Genomic DNA, 21,362 nt, shown 5'->3' on the forward strand with positions numbered 1-21,362 from the left:
GATGACATCTAAAATGCGATTGTATTTACATCGTATGCATCAGTTAGATAGCAATGTATGCGTAGCGGTTAATCATACAAGCCGCTATAAACTGGTGCGTGATGGTTTTAGAGTGGTGAGTCGATTGGGCGACGGTGTGTTCTGGTATGTGCTGATGACGACAATCTTAGTGATAAAAGGAAGTGATGGCTTAGTCCCAGTGTTGCATATGGGTTTGGCTGGGTTGTCTGGCACGTTGCTATATAAGTGGTTAAAAGGTAAAACCCTGCGTCCTCGACCTTATGAAGTTAGACAGGATATTTGGTTAACTGGGACGCCGCTTGATAAATTTAGTTTTCCATCAGGGCATACGTTACATGCAGTTGTGTTTAGTGCGGTAGCGATAAGTTACTATCCACAATTATCTGTCGTGTTGTTGCCTTTTACGCTAATGGTTGGGTTGTCTCGTGTTGTTTTAGGGCTACACTATCCTAGTGATGTATTAGCAGGTGCTCTTATTGGTGTCACGTTAGCGATGCTGTCTTTTCTAATAATCTAGTCGGATGCAACATCTGTGATCTGGTGTTTTAATCACCAAGTGATGATAACTGGTTTGGTTTTATAAAATATTGCACAGGTTGCGGGTGCGTTTGGCGTAAGTGATTTAAACATGCTTCACGCCATAGTTCTAATTGATCTATGCTGAAATTTTTTAGCTCAGCTTCATAAGCAGGTTGGCTTCCGTTAAGTACTTTACCAATATCAGCTAACGCTATCTGCGTTTTTGATACGTAGTAAATGAAATTGTGATTAACACTTCGGTCAATCACAAGTGCGATTCTGTGAATCATCTGAGGCAGTTTTATGCTTCTTAATAACCTATCACCCAATGCAAGACGCTTAATGGCAGTGCTGGTGATGTGTTCATCACAGTTAAAGTGCACTGAAATAAATCTCGTTATGATGGTGCTGTGTTTTTTTAGCAATCTATGTGGTGAGGTGTTGAGCAGTGGTGCTAGATAAGCATCCATTGCCCATTCAGAAGTGATGTGTGTAAACATTGTGTTTTTAAACCACATGGCTTCATGGGCTGGCACAAAATGATGATGCGCAATCACATCAATATATAAATGACTGGCATATCCGATTGCAATCGCAATTTCTTCGTCAGATTCAGCGTTGTTAATCAGATGGTGCGCGTTTTCCCATAAGTGGGTTTTTTTGAAATGTTGATGAATCAGCGCTAAGTCAGGGATACATGCGCCAGCCATTACTAGATCTGGGAATTTTTTAATCGCCCTTTGCAATTTTGGGTCTAATAGTGGCATTGCCCATAATAGTGATTGCGCAAAATAAAGATGGGTAAACAGACCCCATGCATTTGCATCAGCAGAATATGCAAAGCATGGAAGCCACCAGTAATATTTTTTAATGCATTCTGGTATTTTCATATCGGCCACTGTGCCAATGAGATGTGATACTAATATGACATTGTGATGATGTTTTTATGCAGTGGATGGAGGATGTTGTTGTATCTGCTTGTTCATGAAACTGTCATACAGCGTGTTTATATTGTTGATGACGGAATAGAATTTATTAACAAATAGGTGAACAACGCGTATGAAGATACTATTCATTTCTGATGTATATTTCCCACGTATCAATGGCGTATCAACTTCTATCAGAACCTTTGTTGAGCAAATGCAAGGCTTGGGACATGAAGTGCATTTAATCGCACCAGACTATGGTGTTTCCTCTCAAGATGAAACTTGGATCAAGCGTATACCAGCACGCAATATTTATTTTGATCCTGAAGACAAGCTCATGAAATATGGAGAGGCAATGCAACGTTTACCGGGGCTGCGTCGTGAAAAGTATGACATTGTGCATGTACATACTCCTTTTGTGGCTCACTATTTAGGGCTTGAATTGGCGCGCGAGTTAAATGTACCTTGCGTGGAAACTTATCATACATTTTTTGAAGATTATTTGCATCATTACTTGCCATGGATACCTAAACTAATGGCGCGAGGAGTGGCCAGAATGATTTCTAAGCGGCAATGTAATGCTGTTGATGCAATCGTTGCACCATCTCAGCCTATGCTTGATGTGTTACGCGGATATGGTGTAAATGTGAGTGCTGAAGTAGTCCCTACAGGCTTGCAAATGCAAAGCTTCAAGGCTGCTGACGGTAAGGCGTTTAGGCAAAGGTATGGGATTTCTTTGGAGCGGCCAATGCTCTTGTATGTGGGTCGTGTTGCGTTTGAGAAGAATATTGCATTCTTGATTGAAATGGCAAATGTATTAGTTAAAGAGGTGCCTGATGTATTGCTAGTCATCACCGGTGAGGGGCCAGCTGAAGCAAGCCTACATAAACTAACACAGCAACTTGGAATCTCAAATAACGTTAAATTTATCGGGTACTTAGATCGTGAGCGTGAGCTAAATGCTTGTTATCAGGCTGCAGATGTATTTGTGTTTGCTTCAAAAAGTGAAACGCAAGGTCTTGTGCTACTTGAGGCTATGGCACAAGGTACACCAGTGGTAGCGATTGCTGAACTTGGTACAGCATCAATATTGGTGAATGGTGAGGGTGCGCTGATTGCACCCGACAATATTAACCGGTTTGCAGAGAAGGTTAAGCATTTATTGATGTACCCTGAAGAGCGATTTGAGCTTGGTGTTCGTGCAAGATCCTATGTGCTCGCTAAGTGGACTGCGTCAATACAGGCAGAGCGCATGGTGCAGTTCTATGCTGATATTATGCATGCAAAAGCGTCAGCTAATAAGAATAGCCAGCTAACCATTACGCAGAAACACGTTGTGATTGATTAACTGATAATTGTACACGCTAGCGTAGGTGGAGATTAAATAACAAAGGCCAACATTGTTGGCCTTTGTTATTTACGTAAGAGTTTACTTGATTTGACTTTTACTAGCTAACTAGATGGATGAAGTTAGCTAGCTAGTAAAATATTTAGCCGAACTTACCAGTAATGTAATCTTCAGTTTCCTTACGGGTAGGACGTGTAAAAATACGGTCAGTTTCACCATGTTCGATCAGTTCACCTAAGTACATATAGGCTGTGTAGTCAGAAACACGTGCTGCTTGCTGCATGTTGTGCGTTACGACAAGAATCGTTAACTTATTTCGTAGCTCACTCATCAACTCTTCAATATTTGCGGTTGCGATTGGATCTAATGCTGAAGTTGGTTCATCAAACAGCATAATCTCAGGGTCGGTTGCCAAGGCACGTGCAATGCATAAACGTTGTTGCTGACCGCCCGATAAATTGAAGGCTAGGTCTTGCAGCCTGTCTTTTACCTCATTCCAAAGTGCAGCACCTTTTAATGCTTCCTCTACTTTATCGTCAACCACACGTCTGTTTTTCTCACCACGTACACGTAAACCATACGCCACATTTTCATAAATAGATTTTGGAAATGGGTTAGGTTTTTGAAACACCATGCTAATGCGCATGCGTACTTCAATTGGATCTACATTTTTTTCTAAGATATTAGTGTTATCTGGATGCATGATAATTTGACCATCGTACTTATTGCCAGGGTACAAATCATGCATACGATTAAAACAGCGTAAAAAAGTAGATTTACCGCAACCTGAAGGTCCAATTAGTGCAGTGATTTTATTTTCATATAAAGGCATTGAAACGTTTTTAACTGCATTGTTGCCACCGTTATAAAAAAAGCTGAGGTTACGTGCTTCAGCTTTTACAGGTGTAGTTGATGTCATCATGAGAATTTAGATTCCTATTGATATATATTGAGATAGTGAATGAATTACCACTTAATGTTTTTACGCATTTTGTAACGCATTCTGATGGCAAAGCCATTCATAATCAGCGTGACTAGAATGATAATCACACCTGCTGCAGCTGCGTTTACATGAAATGCCTCGCTTGGGCGTGATAACCAGCTAAACATTTGAATTGGTAACACTGTAAAGCCCGATGACAGCCATTCGAAGTTAAGGAACGGGGCTGATGTTGTTACTGGGGATGGCGGCAAGAACGCAATGAAGGTGAGCGCGCCAATTGTGATAATAGGTGCGGTTTCGCCAATAGCCCGTGCCATACCGATGATGACGCCAGTTAAAATACCGCCGAAAGAGTATTTAATCACATGGTCATACACTACTTGCCATTTGGTTGCGCCCACTGCGTAAGCTGCTTCACGAATCGCAATTGGGATGCTTCGAATTGATTCACGGGTTGCAACAATCACGACAGGTAAAATCAATAAACCTAGTGTTAAGCCTGCTGTCACGATACTTTGGCCTAAATCTAAAATGTACACAAATAAGCCCAGCGCTAATAAGCCGTAGATAATGGAAGGCACTGCTGCTAAGTTTGATACGTTAATTTCAATTAGATCAGAGAACCAGTTTTTTGGCGCGTACTCTTCAAGGTAAATAGCAGCCATGACACCCATTGGCACTGCTGACAAAAAAGTCACCAGCATCACGAGTGATGAACCAACTAATGCAGATAATAATCCAGCACTAGACGCGCGACGTGATGGAAAGTCCGTGTAAAAGCTTAGTGATAGTAACTTAGGGTAACCTTGAAGAATTAAATCAATAAAGAGCGTTAATAGTGTAATAAGACCGACCATTAAGCACAGTAAGCCAATGATAGAGAAAATATAGTCATTGAGTTTGTGCCGTTGAATCATGGCACGTACTTCTTGAAGATTTTCAGGGGATTGATTATTCATTTTTAATATCTCTCGCTATATTTCTTGCGTGTAATGTGGCCAATAATATTGAGTGTCAATGTCATTAGCATCAACACTAAGCCTGCTGCAAAAATACTTTGGTAACCAATACTGCCATGCGGTAAGTCACCCATCGCAACTTGCACAATATAAGCAGTAATCGTGGCCGCGGCATCCATCGGGTTAAACGTTAAATTTGGCTGCTGGCCAGCGGCAATAGCGACGACCATGGTCTCACCAATCGCACGTGATATGCCTAAAATGTATGCAGCAACAATTCCAGAAACTGCGGCAGGAGTGACCACTCTGATCGCAGTTTGAAAACGCGTTGCACCCATCGCGTAAGAGCCTTCTCGCATACTCATTGGTACTGCACGCATTGCATCCTCAGATAGCGAGGCAATGTATGGAATAATCATAATGCCAATCACAATACCTGAGCTCAGCATATTAAAAGTTGGCAAGTCTGGCATGATTTTTTGTAAAAGAGGTGTGATAAACAGCAGTGCAAAAAATCCGAACACAATGGTTGGTACGCCTGCGAGTAACTCTAGGATTGGTTTTACTGTTTCACGTACACGATGCGACGCAAACTCTGAAAGGTAAATGGCGCTAATGGTGCCGATAGGCACCGCGATTACCAGAGCAACTCCTGTCACCGTGAGTGTGCCAGAAACTAAGGGCAATATGCCGTAGCGTGGATTTTCAAACAATGGTGTCCACACGGTGTCCGTTAAAAACGCTGTAACAGAGACGTGTTCAAAGAACCCATAAGATTCATACAGCAGAATACCCATAATTGCTGCAGTCGTTAACACGGCAGAGAATGCTGCTAGCATTAAAATAAATTCGATTACGCGCTCTTTTAAATGGCGAGTAAAATTTTTTGATAAACGATCACTAATTTGAGGCGTTAATGAGTTATTTAGCACTTGGGTTACCGTATTCACGTTATATATACCAGCTAGTTTATATTATTTGTAAAACGACGATTGTTTGAAATACACATTTGTCAGTGTCTTCAAACAATCGTCAGCCAAGCATGTTATTTGATACGTGCTAGCAATTCTTCAATTTTTACACCTACTTCAGCTTTACCACCAAACCCTGTACCTGGTTTTAGTGCTTTCCAGTGAGTAATCACTGCTTTTTGCTCTTTAGCTGGTAGTGCAACGTATTTTACTTCTTCAATTAACGGTTTGCTATTTTCAAGGTAGTAGTTAACAAATGCCTTTACTTCTGGTTTGAACGCTGCAGCCGTTGCATTGACATAAATAAAGATCGGACGAGCAAGTGGTTGATAAGAGCCGTCTTCAATCGATGCTTTTGAAGGTAATACTGCAGGTTTTCCTGCTTTTTCGATAATTGCTACGGCAGTTAACTTGTCTTGGTTTTCTTCGTAGTAAGCGTAGCCAAAATAACCAAGTGCACCTTTGTCACCTACAACACCTTTAACCAAGACATTGTCATCTTCAGAAGCGGTAAAGTCACCGCGGCTTGATTTTGCCTTACCTACGATTGCCTCAGTGAAGTAGTCAAAAGTACCTGAATCAGCACCTGGACCATATAATTTAACTGGTGTATTTGGCCACGCTGGGTTTACTTGGTTCCAAGTCTTTACTTTACCCTGAGCTGCTGGTTCCCATAGTTTTTTAAGTTCAGCTGCTGTCATTTTCTTTGCGAACTCATTTTGCGGATTAATCACGACAGTTAAAGCATCATAAGCGACTGGTAGCTCAATAAACTGTACACCAGCTTCTTTACAAGCATCAATCTCTTTTTGCAAGATAGGGCGAGAAGCGTTCTGTACATCAGTTTCACCGCGGCAGAATTTCTTGAAGCCACCGCCGGTACCTGAAACACCCACTGTGACTTTAGTTTTTGTTGCTTTTTGAAACTCTTCAGCAACTGCTTCTGTAATTGGGTAAACTGTGCTTGAGCCATCGATTTTAACGATTTTTTCAGCAGCAATTGCCATGGTTGGTAGTGCAAATAATGATGCAACTAAACCGGCTATTGATGAGTATTTAGTAAACTGGGATTGCATGTGTTGCTCCTTATGAGAGTAGTCTGTTGTTAAACTTTACGTATCATATGAAGCTAATGTGACAATATAATGACAAAAAATAAATTAGCAAAATGGTCCAATAAAAAAAAGGCTCGAATAGAGCCCTTTTTTACAATCAGTACAAATTATGCGTGTGATTGATTACATAAAACTGCGACCTAAGTGATAGCTTGCTGCAGCCATTAAGCCTGCACATGGAATGGTAAGCACCCATGCCCAAACAATTCTAGAAGCTAAGCCCCAGCGTACCGCAGAGGCGCGGCGAGATACCCCTACACCTACGATTGCACCTGTAATAGTGTGTGTGGTTGAAACTGGAATACCAAGCGATGTCGCTAAAAATAATGCGATAGAGCCAGAGGTTTGTGCGCAGAATGCGCCAGTTGGACGAACTTTGGTGATGCCCATACCCATGGTACGTACAATACGCCATCCGCCCATCAATGTACCTAGGCCCATTGCTAGCTGACATGAAATCACTACCCAAAAGGGCACATGAAAATCGCCGTGCAAGTAGCCGTTTGCAAATAGCAGCACGGTGATAATACCCATCGTTTTCTGCGCATCGTTCGCGCCATGGCCTAGGCTAAATAGAGAAGATGAAATAAATTGCATCTTGTTAAAGCGGTTTTCTGTTTTGTAAGGTGAAGACCTTTGAAATAGCCACAGCACAATGACTGAAAACAACATGGCCAGTATCATGCCGAATAAAGGTGACAGGACGATGGCAACACCGGTAGTAATTAATTTGCTACCGATAATAATTCCTTGAGTACCTGCATGTGCAACACCAGCACCTAGCAAGCCACCAATCAATGCGTGTGATGATGATGACGGGATGCCAAACCACCAGGTGATGATGTTCCATGCAATTGCACCAACTAGCGCGCCAAATATTACTGCATTGTTCACAATGTTGGGGTCGATGATACCTTTACCAACGGTATCAGCGACATGTAAGCCAAAAAACAAGAATGCACTAAAGTTGAAAAATGCTGCCCAAGCAACCGCAGCCTGCGGTGTGAGTAAGCGTGTTGAAACCATGAGTGCAATAGAGTTGGCTGCGTCATGGAAGCCGTTCATAAAGTCAAATATGAGGGCAACCACCACGAGAAACGCCATGATGAGAATTGCGTGATCCATTGTTTACCCCTTAGATGCGCTCAAGTACAACGCCATGGATTACATCTGCAACGTCTTCACAGCTATCAACTGCTTCTTCAAATAGATCGTAGAGTTCTTTTGAGCGGATTAAGGTACGAGCATCATCTTCTTCAGCAAATAAACGATGCATACCTGAGCGCATCACGTGGTCAGCTTCACCTTCAATGCTACTGATTTCTTCACATGCTTGTAAAATGCGGCCAGAATTTTTCATGTCTGGCAACATGCTTACGGCCTCACGTACTTTTTCAGATGCACGTAACAGTATTTGGCCTAGGGCTACCATTTCAGGGGTAAATGCGGTGTGACCGTATATTTTTGCGCTTTGTGGGATAGCTTCCATATAGTCGATGATGTCGTCTAACGCCATGGCAAGCTCACGAATTTCACGGCGGTCAAATGGTGTAATAAATGTTTTATGTAAGGAGAGTAAAATTTCTTTTGTGTATTCATCCGCTTCAGATTCGATTTTTCTAATTTCAGCAAAATGCTCATCGAATTTTTCGCTATCTCTTACTGCGGCCATCATGGCTAGTACTTTTGACCCTTTGACAGCACAGTCTGCTAGGCTGTTGAAAAGTACAAAGTAATTGTCATTACGTGGTGAAATTGCAGCCATTAATCGACCAAGTGCAGCATTTGCCATAGTTTTTTAACTCCCTTATTTGTTACAGTTTTGTTACTTTTAGATTAAAAATTCTTGAATATCGCAAGTTTAACCGTCTAGGCCGAAATCTGCGAGTATTTATATGTATTTAATAGAACTTTTTTGAGGGTCATCAATAACTTTTGTATTTGATAGAAATGATTAACAGCAGTGAGACGTCAATTATATTTTGTTGTTTTATGAATAGTAAGTGCTCGTTAATCCTGCAATATGGCGTGGTAAGCCTTTGCTGTATAATGACGTTTTTTAGCAACACGTAAGCATTATGGAAGCAGAACAACTCAATATTATTGCTAATCGCTTAAGCGATTTAGGCGAGCGTAACCTTGCTCTTCGGGGGTATCTTTGACTTTGAGACTAAGAGCCAGCGTTTAGAAGAAGTGAATGGGTTATTAGAAGACCCGAAAATTTGGGATGACAATGCCAAGAGTCAGGCACTAGGTAAAGAAAAACGTAGTCTTGAAATGGTGGTAGAGACCCTCACGCATGTGCAATCTGGGCTTAAAGACGCGCAAGAATTGTTTGAGATGGCGCGTGAGGAAAATGACGACGACACTTTACTTAGTGTTGAGCACGACTCACTTGCACTCGAAAAGCAAATTGCGGAGATGGAATTCAGACGCATGTTTTCTGGCGAGTTGGATTCTGCGAACTGTTTCATTGAATTTCAGTCTGGTAGTGGTGGCACTGAGGCACAGGATTGGGCCAATATGTTGTTGCGTATGTATTTACGCTACTGCGAGCGCAAAGGCTTTAAGGTCGAGGTGTTGGAAGAATCTGAAGGCGATGTTGCGGGTATTAAGGGCGCATCGATTAAAGTATCTGGCGATTACGCTTACGGTACGCTAAGGACTGAGAACGGTGTGCATCGTTTGGTGCGTAAATCTCCATTTGATTCTAATGCTAAGCGACATACAAGTTTCGCAAGTGTGCAGATATTTCCTGAAGTAGATGACTCGATTCAAATCGACATTAACCCTGCCGATTTGCGTGTCGATACCTATCGTGCCAGTGGTGCTGGTGGGCAGCATATTAATAAGACAGATTCTGCGGTGCGTATCACGCATATTCCCACCAATACGGTGGTGCAGTGCCAAAATGATCGTTCGCAACATCGTAATCGAGAAGAAGCGATGAATATGCTGAAAGGTGCGCTTTATAATTTAGAGTTGAATAAGCGTAATCAAGAAAAACAAGCGCTTGAAGATGCCAAAACCGATATTGGTTGGGGTCATCAGATCAGGTCTTATGTGTTAGACCAGTCACGTATTAAAGATTTACGTACTGGTGTGGAAATTGGCAATACGCAAGGCGTGCTGGACGGCGACCTTGACCCATTTATTACCGAAAGTTTGAAGCAGGGAGTGTAGTGTGAGTAACGTGCAAAATAATGAACAAAATAATCAACAGATGAATGAAGTGCCTGCCATTGATGAAAATCACGTGATCGCGGAGCGCCGTGAGAAATTAAAAGCAATCCGTGAAAATGCTAAATTAAATGGCAGTGTTGCTTTTCCTAATGACTTTAAACCAGAGCATCAAGCGGTAGCGTTACATGCTGAATTTGGTGGTTTTGATAATGAAGTGCTACAGCCGAGAGTTGTGCATGTGAGCATTGCTGGTCGCATGATGCTTAAGCGCGTAATGGGTAAAGCGAGCTTTGCCACGGTTCAAGATAGCACTGGTCGCATCCAATTGTTTGTGTCTAAAGATAACTTCACTGATGAAAATAGCGAAGCCGTTTATGAGGCATTTAAACATTGGGATTTAGGCGATATTATTGCGGCTAAAGGTTTGTTGTTTAAGACTAAAACGGGTGAGCTTTCAATCAAAGTCTCTGAGCTGCGTCTGTTGACTAAATCATTACGTCCGTTGCCAGAGAAGTTTCATGGTTTACAAGACCAAGAAGTTAAATATCGCCAACGCTATGTTGATTTAATGGTATCTGAAGAAACACGCGCAACCTTTATTGCACGTAGCAAAGTGGTTTCAGCGATTCGTAGCTTTATGCTTGAGAATCAGTTCTTAGAAGTAGAAACGCCAATGTTGCACCCGATTCCTGGTGGTGCATCAGCTAAGCCTTTTATTACACACCACAATGCATTAGACATGCAAATGTATATGCGTATTGCCCCTGAGTTATATCTAAAGCGTTTGGTGGTAGGTGGTTTTGAGCGTGTGTTTGAGGTGAATCGTAACTTCCGTAACGAAGGCTTAAGCGTACGCCATAATCCAGAGTTCACCATGATGGAGTTTTATGCGGCTTATACCGACTACCTATGGTTGATGGACTTTACTGAGCGTTGCATCCGCACGGCTGCAATTGCTGCTTGTGGTACTGCGGTATTGCAGTACCAAGGTCGTGAGTTAGATTTAAGCAAACCTTTCCAACGTTTAACCATTGTTGGCGCCATTCAAAAATATGCACCGCAATACACGCTTGAGCAATTGAACGATGCAAGTTTCTTGCGTGCAGAAATACTGAAATTTGGTACTAAGCCGTTTGACCATGCTGGGTTAGGTGCGTTGCAATTAGCTTTGTTTGAAGAAACAGCCGAAAGCCAGTTGTGGGAGCCTACCTATATCATTGATTATCCTGTCGAAGTCTCGCCTTTAGCACGTGCATCAGACAAAAACCCTGAAATTACAGAGCGTTTTGAGTTGTTTGTGACAGGGCGTGAAATCGCTAACGGTTTTAGTGAGTTAAATGACGCAGAAGACCAAGCGGCTCGTTTTCATGCACAAGTGAAAGCCAAAGAAGCGGGCGATCATGAAGCCATGTATTACGATGCGGATTTTATCCGTGCTTTAGAGTATGGCATGCCGCCCACAGGTGGCTGTGGTATTGGTATTGATCGCTTAGTGATGATGATTACGGATAGTGCAAGTATTCGTGATGTAATTCTATTCCCACATATGCGTCCAGAAGCTTAAGCATGAATATACTTTAAGCTTTATCGAGTAGTTTTACTTGGGCCCCGATTAGTGAATGCTAATCGGGGCTTTTTGTTGCATAAAAACAACATGTGAATAATTTATTTTTATAAATTTAGTTCTGTCATCAAACTGTCATACAGCTATCGCAAAATCCCTCCTGTTGAAAAAACGCAGTAAATAATTATTAAATTAAGAGGGAATTTAAATGAACTACAAATTACGTAGCTTGGTGGCAGCGACTATCACAGGTTCACTTATGTTAGGTCTTGCACAGCACGCTACAGCAGACTCTACTACTGATATTGTCAATGCGTTGGTGACTAAAGGGGTGTTAACCGAGGAAGAAGGTGCGTTGCTTACCAAGGGACGTGATAATGAAGTTGACACACAAAAGAAAAAAGAAAAGAAACAATGGTCAAACAAACTGTCTATCCGTGGTTACTTGCAAACACGTAATACTGCCATGGTGGGTGGTGATGACGTAGGTGTCAACTTGTTTTCAGATCGTTCAGTTGGTAATGATCGCTCACTAGGTGATCAAGATAAAAGCTTTTTAATTCGTCGTGCACGCGTTGTTATTTCAGGTGATGTAGGCGATCGCTTAGGTATTTATATCCAGCCAGATTTTGCTTCATCTGCTACTGGCGGCAATAATTTAGGACAGTTACGTGATTTTTATGGTGATTTGTATTTAACTAAAGACAAAGTGCATCGTATACGTGTTGGCCAATCTAAAGTACCATTTGGTTTTGAAAACTTACAATCTTCACAAAATCGTTTAGCATTAGATCGTGCTGATGCATTAAACAGTGCGGTAAAAGATGAGCGTGATCTAGGTGCTTTTTACTACTACACACCTGAAACAACACAAGCCATGTTTAAAGAAATTATGGACTTGGGTTTAAAACACAGTGGAAACTATGGTCAGTTTGCTCTAGGTGCTTACAACGGCCAAGGTGCAAACCAACGTGAAGTGAATGACAACTACCATATTGTAGCGCGCTATACTCAGCCTTGGAAAACAGAAACTGGCCAATTTTACGAAGCAGGTATTCAAGCTTATTCAGGTAACTATATCCCAGTTTCAACAGGTACTTACAGAAGAAGAAACCCTACAACAGGCGTTATAGCAACTACAGCAGCAGCACCGACTATTGCTGATAGAAACGGTATTAAAGATGAGCGCGTAGCGTTAAGCTTTATGATGTATCCACAGCCATTTGGTCTCCAAGCAGAATGGAACTGGGGTAAAACACCAGGTTTAGACATCAATAAAGGTACAAATGGGACTATTGAAGAGCAGAGCTTAAACGGTGGTTATGTGCAAGCAATGTACAAAATTGATAATTTCAAATTCCTAGATACAAATGGCACTTTAATTCCGTTTGTTAAGTGGCAGTACTATGATGGTTATAGCAAGGCAGAATCTAATGCAGCTCAAAACCGTGTAAATGATTGGGAAGTTGGTGCAGAGTGGCAAATTGCTCCTGAGGTTGAGTTTGTTGCATACTATCACCGTATGAAGCGCTCTAATCTAGTTCTTGGAGCAACTGCAGCTAATGCAGCGCTAGGTGGACCAAATACTGATTATGAAACATTTACTGCTGATGCTATACGTATGCAACTGCAGTTTAATTATTAGTAATCTGATGGTTGCTTAATAGTGAAACCGTCGTGTTAAATTGACGTGACGGTTTTATCTATTTTAATTAGCTTCAAATAGAAACCCGCATAAGCGGGTTTTTTTAATTAGTAAGATAATGGTTGAAAAGTATGTGTGAGTTAATTAAGTTTGCTGAAGAAAGAGTGACTTGCTGACTTATCAAAAGATTTAACGGTGAAGATTTTTATTTTTTAAAGGGTTGTCGTATTGATGAGAGTCACATTTTTGTCTATTTGGATGTTCTTCACTATGTTATTTTGCTCTGCACACGTCATTGCAAATAGTACGGAGGAAGATGGGCGTGTTTGGCTTAACATTCTGGCAAATGGGGCAACAGGTATCGATAAGTTGCGCTGGTATATGGAGCTACAGCCACGGTGGCGTGAAGAGGGTTCGCGTTTAGACCAAACATTATTACGTCCTGCAATTTATTATAAATTAACTGAGCAGAGTAGTCTGTGGGCAGGCTATGCCTATGTAGTAACAGACCCTGCAGGTAAATCTGCATTTGATGAGCATCGTGTATGGCAGCAATATCTATATCAGTTTGCACCTATTCGCAATATATCTATACAAAGCCGTACGCGTTTTGAACAGCGATATATTGAAAATTCGGATGATACAGGGTATAAGTTCAGACAAATGCTCAGAGTTGTAACACCGTCTGGTGTTCATTCCAAATTGAGCTGGGTGTTTTATGATGAGTATTTTGTAAATCTTAATCATACAGATTATGGTGCGCGAAAAGGTTTTGATCAAAACCGTGCATTTTTAGGTGGGAATTGGGCGCTTAATCCCGATACAAAACTAGAGATAGGTTATTTAAATCAGTACGTCAACACTAAGCAAGCTGATCTTGTGAATCATGTATTTTCAACCACCCTCAATTTTTCATTTTAGAGTTTAACTGAAAAAATTTATCTGTATTTAAATGCGGTCATTGATGTAGTAATAACCGCACTATAAATGTCTGTAACACTTCAATTTAATAATTTGCGTTACCACTCCCAGTTGAGAGCTTGTTAATGTTGAAGTCAGTACATGTTTAACTAAGACACTTTTTGATTTAATTGATAATCGTCACAGCTTAATCATGTTTTTTATTCATTAAGTTCATCATATACAAATGGTTAGCATAAATATTTCTCCATTCTATAGTCCAAGCATCACTAGGTTTTTGGTATTAAATTGATTGTCGATCATTATTGTTTTGCACCAGTTTGTACGATTTGCGCACTGTAAAAGTGCGTATTTTCAATTCATTATGCTTAGTTTTGATTGAAAAATAGCTGGTTATTACAGCTACTTTGAGCATATACGCCAACTGTAGCCATGTTTCTTAAAGTTGGAATGAGAATTGCTATTTATTCATGTAAGTAATCCTGTTTTGTATTGAATAAGTCTTAGTTGACTTGGTTTGATTGTAGCGAGGAGTGCATCATGAATAAACATCTTTCCGCTTTATTATGTACTGTATTGGTTCATTTGTTTTTTACAGGCATAGCATCCGCATTACCATCCTCTGAGATGGTGAGTAAGCTCAACGCACAAGTTTTGCGCGTACAGGTTAAACACAATAATGGCAGCAACGGTTTAGGCTCAGCGGTAGTGATTGCTAAAGGCCAAGTGGTGACAAACTGCCATGTGGTGACTGATGCGCATGATGTTGAAGTGATTGTGAATGGTATCGCACATGTTGCTACTGAAGTTAAGCCTGATTGGCATCATGATTTATGTATTTTGACAGTCTCTGGCTTGGATGCGCCTGTTGCAAAGATTGGTGCCAGCAAGAATCTTAAATATGAAACCCCAGTTTTTACTATTGGCTATCCTGATAAAACAACTGAACCAGTGAATACCTTTGGCGTAGTGAAGGGAATGTTTCCCATGGATGATAGTGTCGTGATTCGTGCGACCAGCCCATTTAGGTTGGGTGCCAGTGGAGGTGGTGTATTTGATGATACTGGCACTTTAGTGGGAATTATTACTTTAAAAAGCCGTGGTGACCAAGCGCATTATTACTACATGCCAGTAGAGTGGGTACAAGCTTTAATGGCTAAGCCTGCTCAGGCTTTGGGCGCTAAAAGCGAAAAACCTTTTTGGGCACTAAGCGATCATCAACGGCCTTATTTTATGAAGGTAGTTCAACCTTACCTCTCACATGATTGGAAATCATTGCTGACTGTTTCTAGTGCGTGGGTAAATGCTGAGCCTAATACTGCTGAGTCATGGTTTTATTTAGCGATGGCTGAATATGAAACTAAGGCTTACGATAAGGCAGAGGCGCATTTTAATAAAGTATTAGCACTGAATGAAAGCCATCGCCAAGCCGTTGAGTATTTAAATAAAATTAATGAAAGAACTGCTGGTATTAACGCTTCTCTCAATAAGTTGGCGTTATTATCTGACTAAATACTGGATTATCAATTTAATCAATTAATTATTCAGAAGTTTGCGGTAGATGTAATGCTGGCTTTATTTCAGCATTAAGTGCTTTTAGGTGACGGTACAAGATGCGTGTTTCTAGTAGGTTCCACACGCGTAACATTGCTTCTATTGTATCAAACGGTTTGGTCAAAAAGTCTTTGGCACCTAGTGCCAAAGCTTTTCTTTTTGCGCTAATTGTTGCGTCTGCTGTCAGCACTAATACTGGTAAATACTCATCTTTAGGGATATGACGTGATAGCATTTCTAGCACTGCATAACCGTCTAGTTCTGGCATCATTAAATCAAGCAAGATTAAATCAGGTTCAAAAGCTTTATATAGATCTAACGCGCGTGTAGAGTCTGCGGTACTGATGACTTGATGAAAGCCTTCCCTTGATAACAGATCCTCTAGTAGTTTTAAGTTAGCTTCTGCATCATCTACAATTAAAATCTTGGCATTTAATATATCAGCCTCGTTCATTTTATTTCCTGACTGTGGATTAACTCTCTTATTTGTTTATTAAACAAGGCGACATCAAGTGGCTTGGTCATGTAATACGCTACACCTGCGGCCTGCAAACGGCTTATTGTGTCGGGCAATGCGTCAGCACTTAAGATCATCATCGGGATATCTTTTAGGCGAGGTTCTGACATGACATAATGCACGAGGCTCTCTCCTGAACCATCTGGCAAGTTTAAATCAATTAACAACACCGATGGCTGCATCTCGTTTAAATATTGTTTAGCATCTTTTATTGTGGATACACAATGAATGCGTAAATCGCGTTGGCGTAAAATAATTGCTTCAACGAGTGCACGGTTGCTAATGTTGTCTTCTACATAAAGAATTGAGTGTTTGTTCGATAGATTAAGTTGTTTTGAATTTTCTGATTGTTTGGAAAGGTTGTTCGTTTCTGTATTGGCCTCGCATGCTGCAATCTCAACCCAAAATAAACTTTTATCATTCGCAAGATGAATGCTTCCATGCATGGCTAGCATAATCTGCTTAGACAACGCCAAGCCGAGGCCAGTCCCTTCCACTTTGGTGTTTTCCGCACCTAGTCTATCAAATGGGGTAAAGACTCTTTCCCTTAACCCGCTTGGAATGCCTGGGCCGTCGTCTTGCACCTCAATGACAATGTGATGATCACGACGATAGGCATTTAATTGGATAACAGAGCTCACTGGACCATATTTAAGTGCATTGGAAAGTAAGTTTAATACAACTTGCAGTAACTTCTGCCGGTTGGCCATTGCCCATAGGTTTGGCGCAATTGCACATTTAATTTCTATATCCCGTATTTTACCTATCGGTGCAATATAGTGAGTTGCCTCTTCTAATAAGCTACTCATCAGTGTAGGCGCTAATTCTAGTGAAACCTCACCAGATTCAATTCTTGCAATTTCGAGCACCTCATTAATCAGCTTGAGCAAATGTTGCCCCGCACCTTTAATGAGTGAAACGCTGTCACGTTGTTTTCCTGGCGACAGGTCTTGCTCCAGTAACTGAGCAAACCCTAAAATCGCATTCAATGGTGTTCTAAGTTCGTGGCTAGTTCTTGATAAAAACATGCTTTTTGAGGCGCTAGCTTCCTCTGCTTCCTGCCTTGCCTGCATCGCGTCGCTGATGTTTTTGGCTAGTAATTGCGATGCATGATCTAGCTCATCAGAAAGTTGCCCCAATTCATCTCGGCTACTTGAGGGTAAATCTAGCGCTTCTGCACGTGCCAAATGTCCCGCACTATCTCGTAGCAAGCGCACACGTTTGACGATGGTGCGTGAAAATATCCACACGGCAACGAGTGAGCCTATGATGCCTGCAATCGTGGCAATGAGCGTCGCTGAAATACTTTGCTGACGTTGTAGAAAAATTTCCTGCTGATCTTGCTCTACCAGTAGCGCTTCTTCTGCGTTAAGTGCTTCAATTTCATTTCGGAGCTTATCTAGTGTGTCAACTTGTGATTTAAATTGTGTAATTAACCTATCAGAGGCTATTTCTGAATCATGGTTTGACAGCGCTTTCAGATCTGCTAGATTTTTGGCCACTAGCGGTACGATGACGGATAAACGATGTTTTTGCTGATTACTTTCTAAGCGATCTTCTAATGTGTCGATAATCTCTGGCAGTATTCTTTCTGCTTCATAGAAAATGTTTAAAAAGTGTCGATCACCAGTAAGCAGATAGTCTCTCACACCTGTTGATGCTTCTAAAAGCTGGGAGTGTACTGTTTGAATGTCGCGTTGATTTTGTAAAGCATACTTTAGCTTGTTTTGTAGCATGGTTGATTCTAGTTCACGGATATAGAGTGAAGCCAACGATGCTAACAATACAGCCAAGGGCAGTGCAATCACAAACACACCTTTAAAACCAAGAGGTAAATCTTGCCATGCCTGCGCTGCCCAGTGCAGGGGGCGCAAAGTTTTTTTTACTTTATCTGGGGCGATTTGCTTATTCATCATCAAAATTATTGGGTATGCTAAAGTTGATTGCTCTTTAAGATTTCTAACTTATTAAGATTTATAACCAAGTTCAATTGCCTTCACCGCTGCTTGTGTTCTGTCTTTGACACCAAGCTTATTTAAAACCCGTTCTACATGTATTTTAGCAGTGCCAGACGCAATGCCAAGCTTGATGCCTAACTCATTATTGCTTAAGCCAGATGGAAGTAGCGCTAAGATTTCACGTTCTCGAGGTGTTAGTTTTTCTAGTATTGATAAATCTGCTTCACTGCGGGCTGGGCCTTGGTGTTGAGAGATGGCGAGTGCAATGAGCCCTGAAGTTGCTTGTAAGGCTTCTAATTCGGCTTGGTTGAGTACCAGCTTCTTACCTGATAGTGCTATCACGCCTTTACCATGCTGACCTAACGCGATCGGGATTAAACATTCATGATGCTGTACATCTGCATGTGTCCATAATTGTGTATTTTTATTTTCATGGACAGCAAATTGAACGGGATTCTTTAGCATCATGGCGAGTATCCCCATCATCGGAACTCTCGCACCTACTGGTAGCGTTTGTCCAATTTGGGTGTATATCACTAACTTGCCGGAATTTTCGATTGCTAAAACTGCGTGTTGTGCTGAGAGTAAATTACAGAGTGAGTGCAGTAGGTTATTAGCTGCGTTTACACTCCAGCCATAAGTAAATAATTGCTGACCAAAGTTAAGATATAAGCGTAAGTGTGTGTCGTTTGCCTGCGTTTCTTTTAGGCTTTGTCTAAGCGCACGGGCGCTACTGGGCTGATTGATGTTTTCATGTAGGTCATTTGGCATATGCTGATCAGTATACACCGTTATACCTATAACGGTAGATTTTTCGTTGACTAAAACCGTCCATAATGCACTCCATCAACAAAGCAATTAAAAGAACTTAAACGAACGTAGCGTAGTACTCTAGGAGAAAAAAATGAAAGCTTTAAATTTAGTAGCAGTTGTTTCTTCAGTAGTGTTATTAATGGCAGGTGCAGCACATGCTGATGAAACTTATAAAAATAACACCCACAACCATCACTTTATGGCGAAAAGACCATATCAGCAAGTCATTGCAAATAGTGATCAGAAAAAAGATCAACAATGGGAAGGTGCAACACTGATTGATGATGAAGTGAAGGGTGATATTGGTTCAAAAAACCGTAACACAATGCGCTTAAATATGTTGAGTAAACGTGCATACTAAAATAGTGTCACTGAATAGAGATAGAATAAATTGGAGAATGTCATGAAAAGTAAAAGTTTAATCACACTAATGTCTACAGCAGTTTTACTGGTAGCGGGTTCAGCTTATGCTGATGAGGATTACAGTCAAATTAATAAACAGAATTTGTCTAAACGTCCATATCAGCAAGTGCCAGCAGCTACTGAATACAATAAAAAAGATGGTTTTGAAGGTGCAACATTAATTAATGAAAATGCTGAAGCTGACGGAAAACATAAACAAATGCGTCTGAATATGCTGGGTAAACGCCCATATTTAGAGAAAAATACAGATTAATGTCATAGATATGTCATATTAAGTTTTTAAGCTTGCCCTGCCTTTCTTAGAGAGGTAGGGCTTTTGCGATTAAAAACAATTAATGTAGTATTCTTTAGCGTTATATAAATCTTATGAGCTGATTTTTATCATTTGAATAAAAAGGAATTAAAATAAAAAATGGATTTATTTAAAGAATTTAAAAACGACTTTCCAGCTAGTATTGTGGTGTTTTTTGTAGCGCTACCCTTATGTTTAGGTATTGCGCTTGCATCTGGAGCCCCTCTATTTTCTGGTGTGATTGCCGGTATTGTTGGCGGCATTGTGGTGGGTATGTTTAGTGGTTCCCAGCTCGGTGTAAGTGGTCCTGCCGCGGGCTTGGCTGTGATTGTACTTACTGCGATTGGAACACTAGGTTCTTTTGAGGCGTTCTTACTGTCTGTGATGGTCGCTGGTGTGATTCAGTTTCTATTGGGATATTTCAAAGCTGGTTTCATTGCTTACTTTGTACCTTCATCTGTGATTAAGGGGATGTTAACGGGTATTGGCTTGTTAATCGTACTGAAACAGATACCACATGCATTAGGTTATGATTTTGATTATCAAGGCAGTGAGTCTTTTGAACAAGCTGACGGTAGTAATACGTTTAGTGCTCTAGCCGATGCTTGGAATTTATTAACACCAGGTGCATTACTAATCGCTGCTATTTCTATGGTGATTCTAATTTTATGGGATACAACACTCACAAAGAAACATCGTTTATTTGAGATACTGCAAGGGCCGATTGTGGTGGTGCTGGTTGGTATTTTATTCAATTATCTATTTCAAACTGGTGTGCTCAATTTCTCATTGGCTGAAAATCAGATTGTTCAGCTACCCGTTGCCAATAACCTTGGTGAGTTTGTTGGACAGTTCACTTCGCCAGACTTTTCACAAATTACTAATATTGAAATATATAAAGTTGGTTTAGTGATGGCAATTGTGGCAAGTTTAGAAACACTATTGTGTGTGGAAGCTACTGATAAGCTAGACCCCGTAAAGCGCATTACACCAACGAATAAAGAGCTGAAAGCACAAGGTATTGGTAATGTGTTGTCAGGCTTGGTAGGTGGTTTACCTATTACGCAAGTGATTGTGCGTAGTTCTGCAAATATCACTTTTGGTGCAAAAACTAAACTGTCAGCGATTTTGCATGGTATTTGGCTGTTATTAAGTGCTGTGACGATTGCTGGTCTATTAAATATGATTCCTTTAGCGAGTTTGGCGGCAATTTTGATTATGGTGGGTTATAAGTTAGCGAAGCCATCATTGTTTTCACATATGTATAAATTGGGCTGGGAACAGTTTGCGCCGTTTATTGCAACAGTTGCCGCTATCTTGCTAACAGATTTGCTGACGGGAATTGCGATAGGTTTGGTGGTTGGTATCTTCTATACCTTGCATCATAGTTACCGTAACTCTCATTATCTGAAAGAAAGTACTACAACTGAGGATGGCCGTGAGGTTCACCATATTGTATTAGCTGAAGAGGTCTCATTCTTTAACAAGGCGAGTATTTTACAAGTGCTAGAGGCGATACCTAAAAATGCAAAAGTGATTATTGATTGCTCTAATTGTAAATCGATTGCGTATGATGTCGTCGAGTTCATTCGTGATTATCCACTTCACGCAAAATTAAAAAACATTGAAGTAGAAACAATTAATTTTATTCAGCCTAAGTATTAATGAATATGAAGGTAAAACTTGTTAA

20 protein-coding genes are annotated in these 21,362 nt (G+C 40.8%); 10 read left to right on the plus strand and 10 right to left on the minus strand.

Annotated elements, in window-relative coordinates; translation table 11 throughout:
- Nucleotide 1 precedes the first annotated feature (1 nt).
- Nucleotides 2-538 carry a phosphatase PAP2 family protein gene (locus tag A391_RS0104790; protein ID WP_019897733.1) on the plus strand — a complete coding sequence of 179 codons (537 nt, stop codon included), beginning with the start codon at nt 2-4 and terminating at the stop codon, nt 536-538.
- A 28-nt stretch (nt 539-566) separates the two neighbouring features.
- Here the strand turns inward: A391_RS0104790 and A391_RS0104795 are convergent, their stop codons facing one another.
- On the minus strand, nt 567-1,430 hold the full coding sequence (locus tag A391_RS0104795) for a zinc dependent phospholipase C family protein (protein WP_029143997.1): 864 nt from the start codon (nt 1,428-1,430) through the stop codon (nt 567-569).
- A gap of 169 nt (nt 1,431-1,599) precedes the next feature.
- On the opposite strand from A391_RS0104795, the gene A391_RS0104800 reads away from it, so the two are divergent.
- Nucleotides 1,600-2,814, plus strand: coding sequence for a glycosyltransferase (locus A391_RS0104800; RefSeq protein WP_019897736.1), 1,215 nt, complete (start codon nt 1,600-1,602; stop codon nt 2,812-2,814).
- Between the two features lie 142 nt (nt 2,815-2,956).
- Here the strand turns inward: A391_RS0104800 and pstB are convergent, their stop codons facing one another.
- From pstB to A391_RS0104830, 6 genes are all read right to left on the minus strand, one after another.
- Entirely contained in the window at nt 2,957-3,736 is a 780-nt protein-coding gene (gene pstB / locus A391_RS0104805) for a phosphate ABC transporter ATP-binding protein PstB (RefSeq protein WP_019897737.1), read from the minus strand.
- Between the two features lie 44 nt (nt 3,737-3,780).
- The gene (gene pstA / locus A391_RS0104810) at nt 3,781-4,716 is read right to left on the minus strand and encodes a phosphate ABC transporter permease PstA (protein ID WP_019897738.1); all 936 of its coding nucleotides are present in this window, start codon (nt 4,714-4,716) and stop codon (nt 3,781-3,783) included.
- A 2-nt stretch (nt 4,717-4,718) separates the two neighbouring features.
- The gene (gene pstC / locus A391_RS0104815) at nt 4,719-5,666 is read right to left on the minus strand and encodes a phosphate ABC transporter permease subunit PstC (protein WP_019897739.1); all 948 of its coding nucleotides are present in this window, start codon (nt 5,664-5,666) and stop codon (nt 4,719-4,721) included.
- Between the two features lie 95 nt (nt 5,667-5,761).
- Entirely contained in the window at nt 5,762-6,763 is a 1,002-nt protein-coding gene (locus A391_RS0104820; protein ID WP_019897740.1) for a PstS family phosphate ABC transporter substrate-binding protein, read from the minus strand.
- 162 nt (nt 6,764-6,925) lie between these two features.
- On the minus strand, nt 6,926-7,927 hold the full coding sequence (locus A391_RS0104825; protein WP_019897741.1) for an inorganic phosphate transporter: 1,002 nt from the start codon (nt 7,925-7,927) through the stop codon (nt 6,926-6,928).
- A gap of 10 nt (nt 7,928-7,937) precedes the next feature.
- Nucleotides 7,938-8,594 (minus strand): DUF47 domain-containing protein, encoded by a 657-nt coding sequence (locus A391_RS0104830; protein WP_019897742.1) that lies wholly within the window; start codon nt 8,592-8,594, stop codon nt 7,938-7,940.
- 286 nt (nt 8,595-8,880) lie between these two features.
- Here A391_RS0104830 and prfB point away from each other — a divergent pair.
- The 5 genes from prfB to A391_RS0104855 all read left to right on the plus strand — a co-directional run bounded on the left by prfB (nt 8,881) and on the right by A391_RS0104855 (nt 15,627).
- A protein-coding gene (gene prfB / locus A391_RS0104835; protein WP_157261324.1) for a peptide chain release factor 2 occupies nt 8,881-9,985 on the plus strand; the annotation gives its coding sequence in 2 pieces (ribosomal slippage) (nt 8,881-8,961 and nt 8,963-9,985; 1,104 coding nt in all).
- A gap of 40 nt (nt 9,986-10,025) precedes the next feature.
- Nucleotides 10,026-11,549 carry a lysine--tRNA ligase gene (lysS, locus tag A391_RS0104840; RefSeq protein ID WP_029144001.1) on the plus strand — a complete coding sequence of 508 codons (1,524 nt, stop codon included), beginning with the start codon at nt 10,026-10,028 and terminating at the stop codon, nt 11,547-11,549.
- A 208-nt stretch (nt 11,550-11,757) separates the two neighbouring features.
- The gene (locus A391_RS0104845; protein WP_019897745.1) at nt 11,758-13,194 is read left to right on the plus strand and encodes a porin; all 1,437 of its coding nucleotides are present in this window, start codon (nt 11,758-11,760) and stop codon (nt 13,192-13,194) included.
- 231 nt (nt 13,195-13,425) lie between these two features.
- Nucleotides 13,426-14,115, plus strand: a complete 690-nt coding sequence (locus A391_RS0104850; protein WP_029144002.1) for a DUF2490 domain-containing protein — start codon at nt 13,426-13,428, stop codon at nt 14,113-14,115.
- A 540-nt stretch (nt 14,116-14,655) separates the two neighbouring features.
- Nucleotides 14,656-15,627, plus strand: a complete 972-nt coding sequence (locus A391_RS0104855) for a trypsin-like peptidase domain-containing protein (RefSeq protein ID WP_019897747.1) — start codon at nt 14,656-14,658, stop codon at nt 15,625-15,627.
- A gap of 28 nt (nt 15,628-15,655) precedes the next feature.
- Here the strand turns inward: A391_RS0104855 and A391_RS0104860 are convergent, their stop codons facing one another.
- Genes A391_RS0104860 through A391_RS0104870 form a run of 3 tightly spaced genes read right to left on the minus strand, consistent with a single transcriptional unit; the run spans nt 15,656 to nt 18,933 of the window.
- The gene (locus tag A391_RS0104860; protein WP_019897749.1) at nt 15,656-16,123 is read right to left on the minus strand and encodes a response regulator; all 468 of its coding nucleotides are present in this window, start codon (nt 16,121-16,123) and stop codon (nt 15,656-15,658) included.
- On the minus strand, nt 16,120-18,102 hold the full coding sequence (locus tag A391_RS0104865) for an ATP-binding protein (RefSeq protein ID WP_019897750.1): 1,983 nt from the start codon (nt 18,100-18,102) through the stop codon (nt 16,120-16,122). Before A391_RS0104865 ends, A391_RS0104860 begins: the two co-directional genes overlap by 4 nt.
- A gap of 51 nt (nt 18,103-18,153) precedes the next feature.
- The gene (locus tag A391_RS0104870) at nt 18,154-18,933 is read right to left on the minus strand and encodes a LuxR C-terminal-related transcriptional regulator (protein ID WP_019897752.1); all 780 of its coding nucleotides are present in this window, start codon (nt 18,931-18,933) and stop codon (nt 18,154-18,156) included.
- A gap of 115 nt (nt 18,934-19,048) precedes the next feature.
- Between A391_RS0104870 and A391_RS0104875 the strand changes: the two genes are divergently transcribed.
- The 3 genes from A391_RS0104875 (at nt 19,049) to A391_RS0104885 (ending at nt 21,337) form a co-directional block, all read left to right on the plus strand.
- Nucleotides 19,049-19,318, plus strand: a complete 270-nt coding sequence (locus tag A391_RS0104875) for a hypothetical protein (RefSeq protein ID WP_019897754.1) — start codon at nt 19,049-19,051, stop codon at nt 19,316-19,318.
- Nucleotides 19,319-19,360: 42 nt separating this feature from the next.
- Complete coding sequence (locus tag A391_RS0104880; RefSeq protein ID WP_019897755.1) at nt 19,361-19,633, plus strand: hypothetical protein; 273 nt, start codon at nt 19,361-19,363, stop codon at nt 19,631-19,633.
- A gap of 159 nt (nt 19,634-19,792) precedes the next feature.
- The gene (locus tag A391_RS0104885; RefSeq protein WP_019897756.1) at nt 19,793-21,337 is read left to right on the plus strand and encodes a SulP family inorganic anion transporter; all 1,545 of its coding nucleotides are present in this window, start codon (nt 19,793-19,795) and stop codon (nt 21,335-21,337) included.
- The last annotated feature ends 25 nt before the right edge of the window (nt 21,338-21,362 follow it).

The sequence above is a fragment of the Methylotenera mobilis 13 genome (assembly GCF_000384255.1).
GTDB lineage: Bacteria > Pseudomonadota > Gammaproteobacteria > Burkholderiales > Methylophilaceae > Methylotenera > Methylotenera mobilis_B.

Coding starts and splice junctions, on each gene's coding strand:
- A391_RS0104800 (WP_019897736.1), top strand. CDS start 1,600: ATGAAGATACTATTCATTTCTGATGTATATTTCCCACGTATCAATGGC.
- A391_RS0104860 (WP_019897749.1), bottom strand. CDS start 16,123: ATGAACGAGGCTGATATATTAAATGCCAAGATTTTAATTGTAGATGAT.
- A391_RS0104820 (WP_019897740.1), bottom strand. CDS start 6,763: ATGCAATCCCAGTTTACTAAATACTCATCAATAGCCGGTTTAGTTGCA.
- A391_RS0104845 (WP_019897745.1), top strand. CDS start 11,758: ATGAACTACAAATTACGTAGCTTGGTGGCAGCGACTATCACAGGTTCA.
- A391_RS0104875 (WP_019897754.1), top strand. CDS start 19,049: ATGAAAGCTTTAAATTTAGTAGCAGTTGTTTCTTCAGTAGTGTTATTA.
- pstA (WP_019897738.1), bottom strand. CDS start 4,716: ATGAATAATCAATCCCCTGAAAATCTTCAAGAAGTACGTGCCATGATT.
- A391_RS0104830 (WP_019897742.1), bottom strand. CDS start 8,594: ATGGCAAATGCTGCACTTGGTCGATTAATGGCTGCAATTTCACCACGT.
- lysS (WP_029144001.1), top strand. CDS start 10,026: ATGAATGAAGTGCCTGCCATTGATGAAAATCACGTGATCGCGGAGCGC.
- A391_RS0104885 (WP_019897756.1), top strand. CDS start 19,793: ATGGATTTATTTAAAGAATTTAAAAACGACTTTCCAGCTAGTATTGTG.
- A391_RS0104865 (WP_019897750.1), bottom strand. CDS start 18,102: ATGATGAATAAGCAAATCGCCCCAGATAAAGTAAAAAAAACTTTGCGC.
- pstB (WP_019897737.1), bottom strand. CDS start 3,736: ATGATGACATCAACTACACCTGTAAAAGCTGAAGCACGTAACCTCAGC.
- A391_RS0104850 (WP_029144002.1), top strand. CDS start 13,426: ATGAGAGTCACATTTTTGTCTATTTGGATGTTCTTCACTATGTTATTT.
- A391_RS0104880 (WP_019897755.1), top strand. CDS start 19,361: ATGAAAAGTAAAAGTTTAATCACACTAATGTCTACAGCAGTTTTACTG.
- A391_RS0104855 (WP_019897747.1), top strand. CDS start 14,656: ATGAATAAACATCTTTCCGCTTTATTATGTACTGTATTGGTTCATTTG.
- A391_RS0104795 (WP_029143997.1), bottom strand. CDS start 1,430: ATGAAAATACCAGAATGCATTAAAAAATATTACTGGTGGCTTCCATGC.
- A391_RS0104825 (WP_019897741.1), bottom strand. CDS start 7,927: ATGGATCACGCAATTCTCATCATGGCGTTTCTCGTGGTGGTTGCCCTC.
- A391_RS0104790 (WP_019897733.1), top strand. CDS start 2: ATGACATCTAAAATGCGATTGTATTTACATCGTATGCATCAGTTAGAT.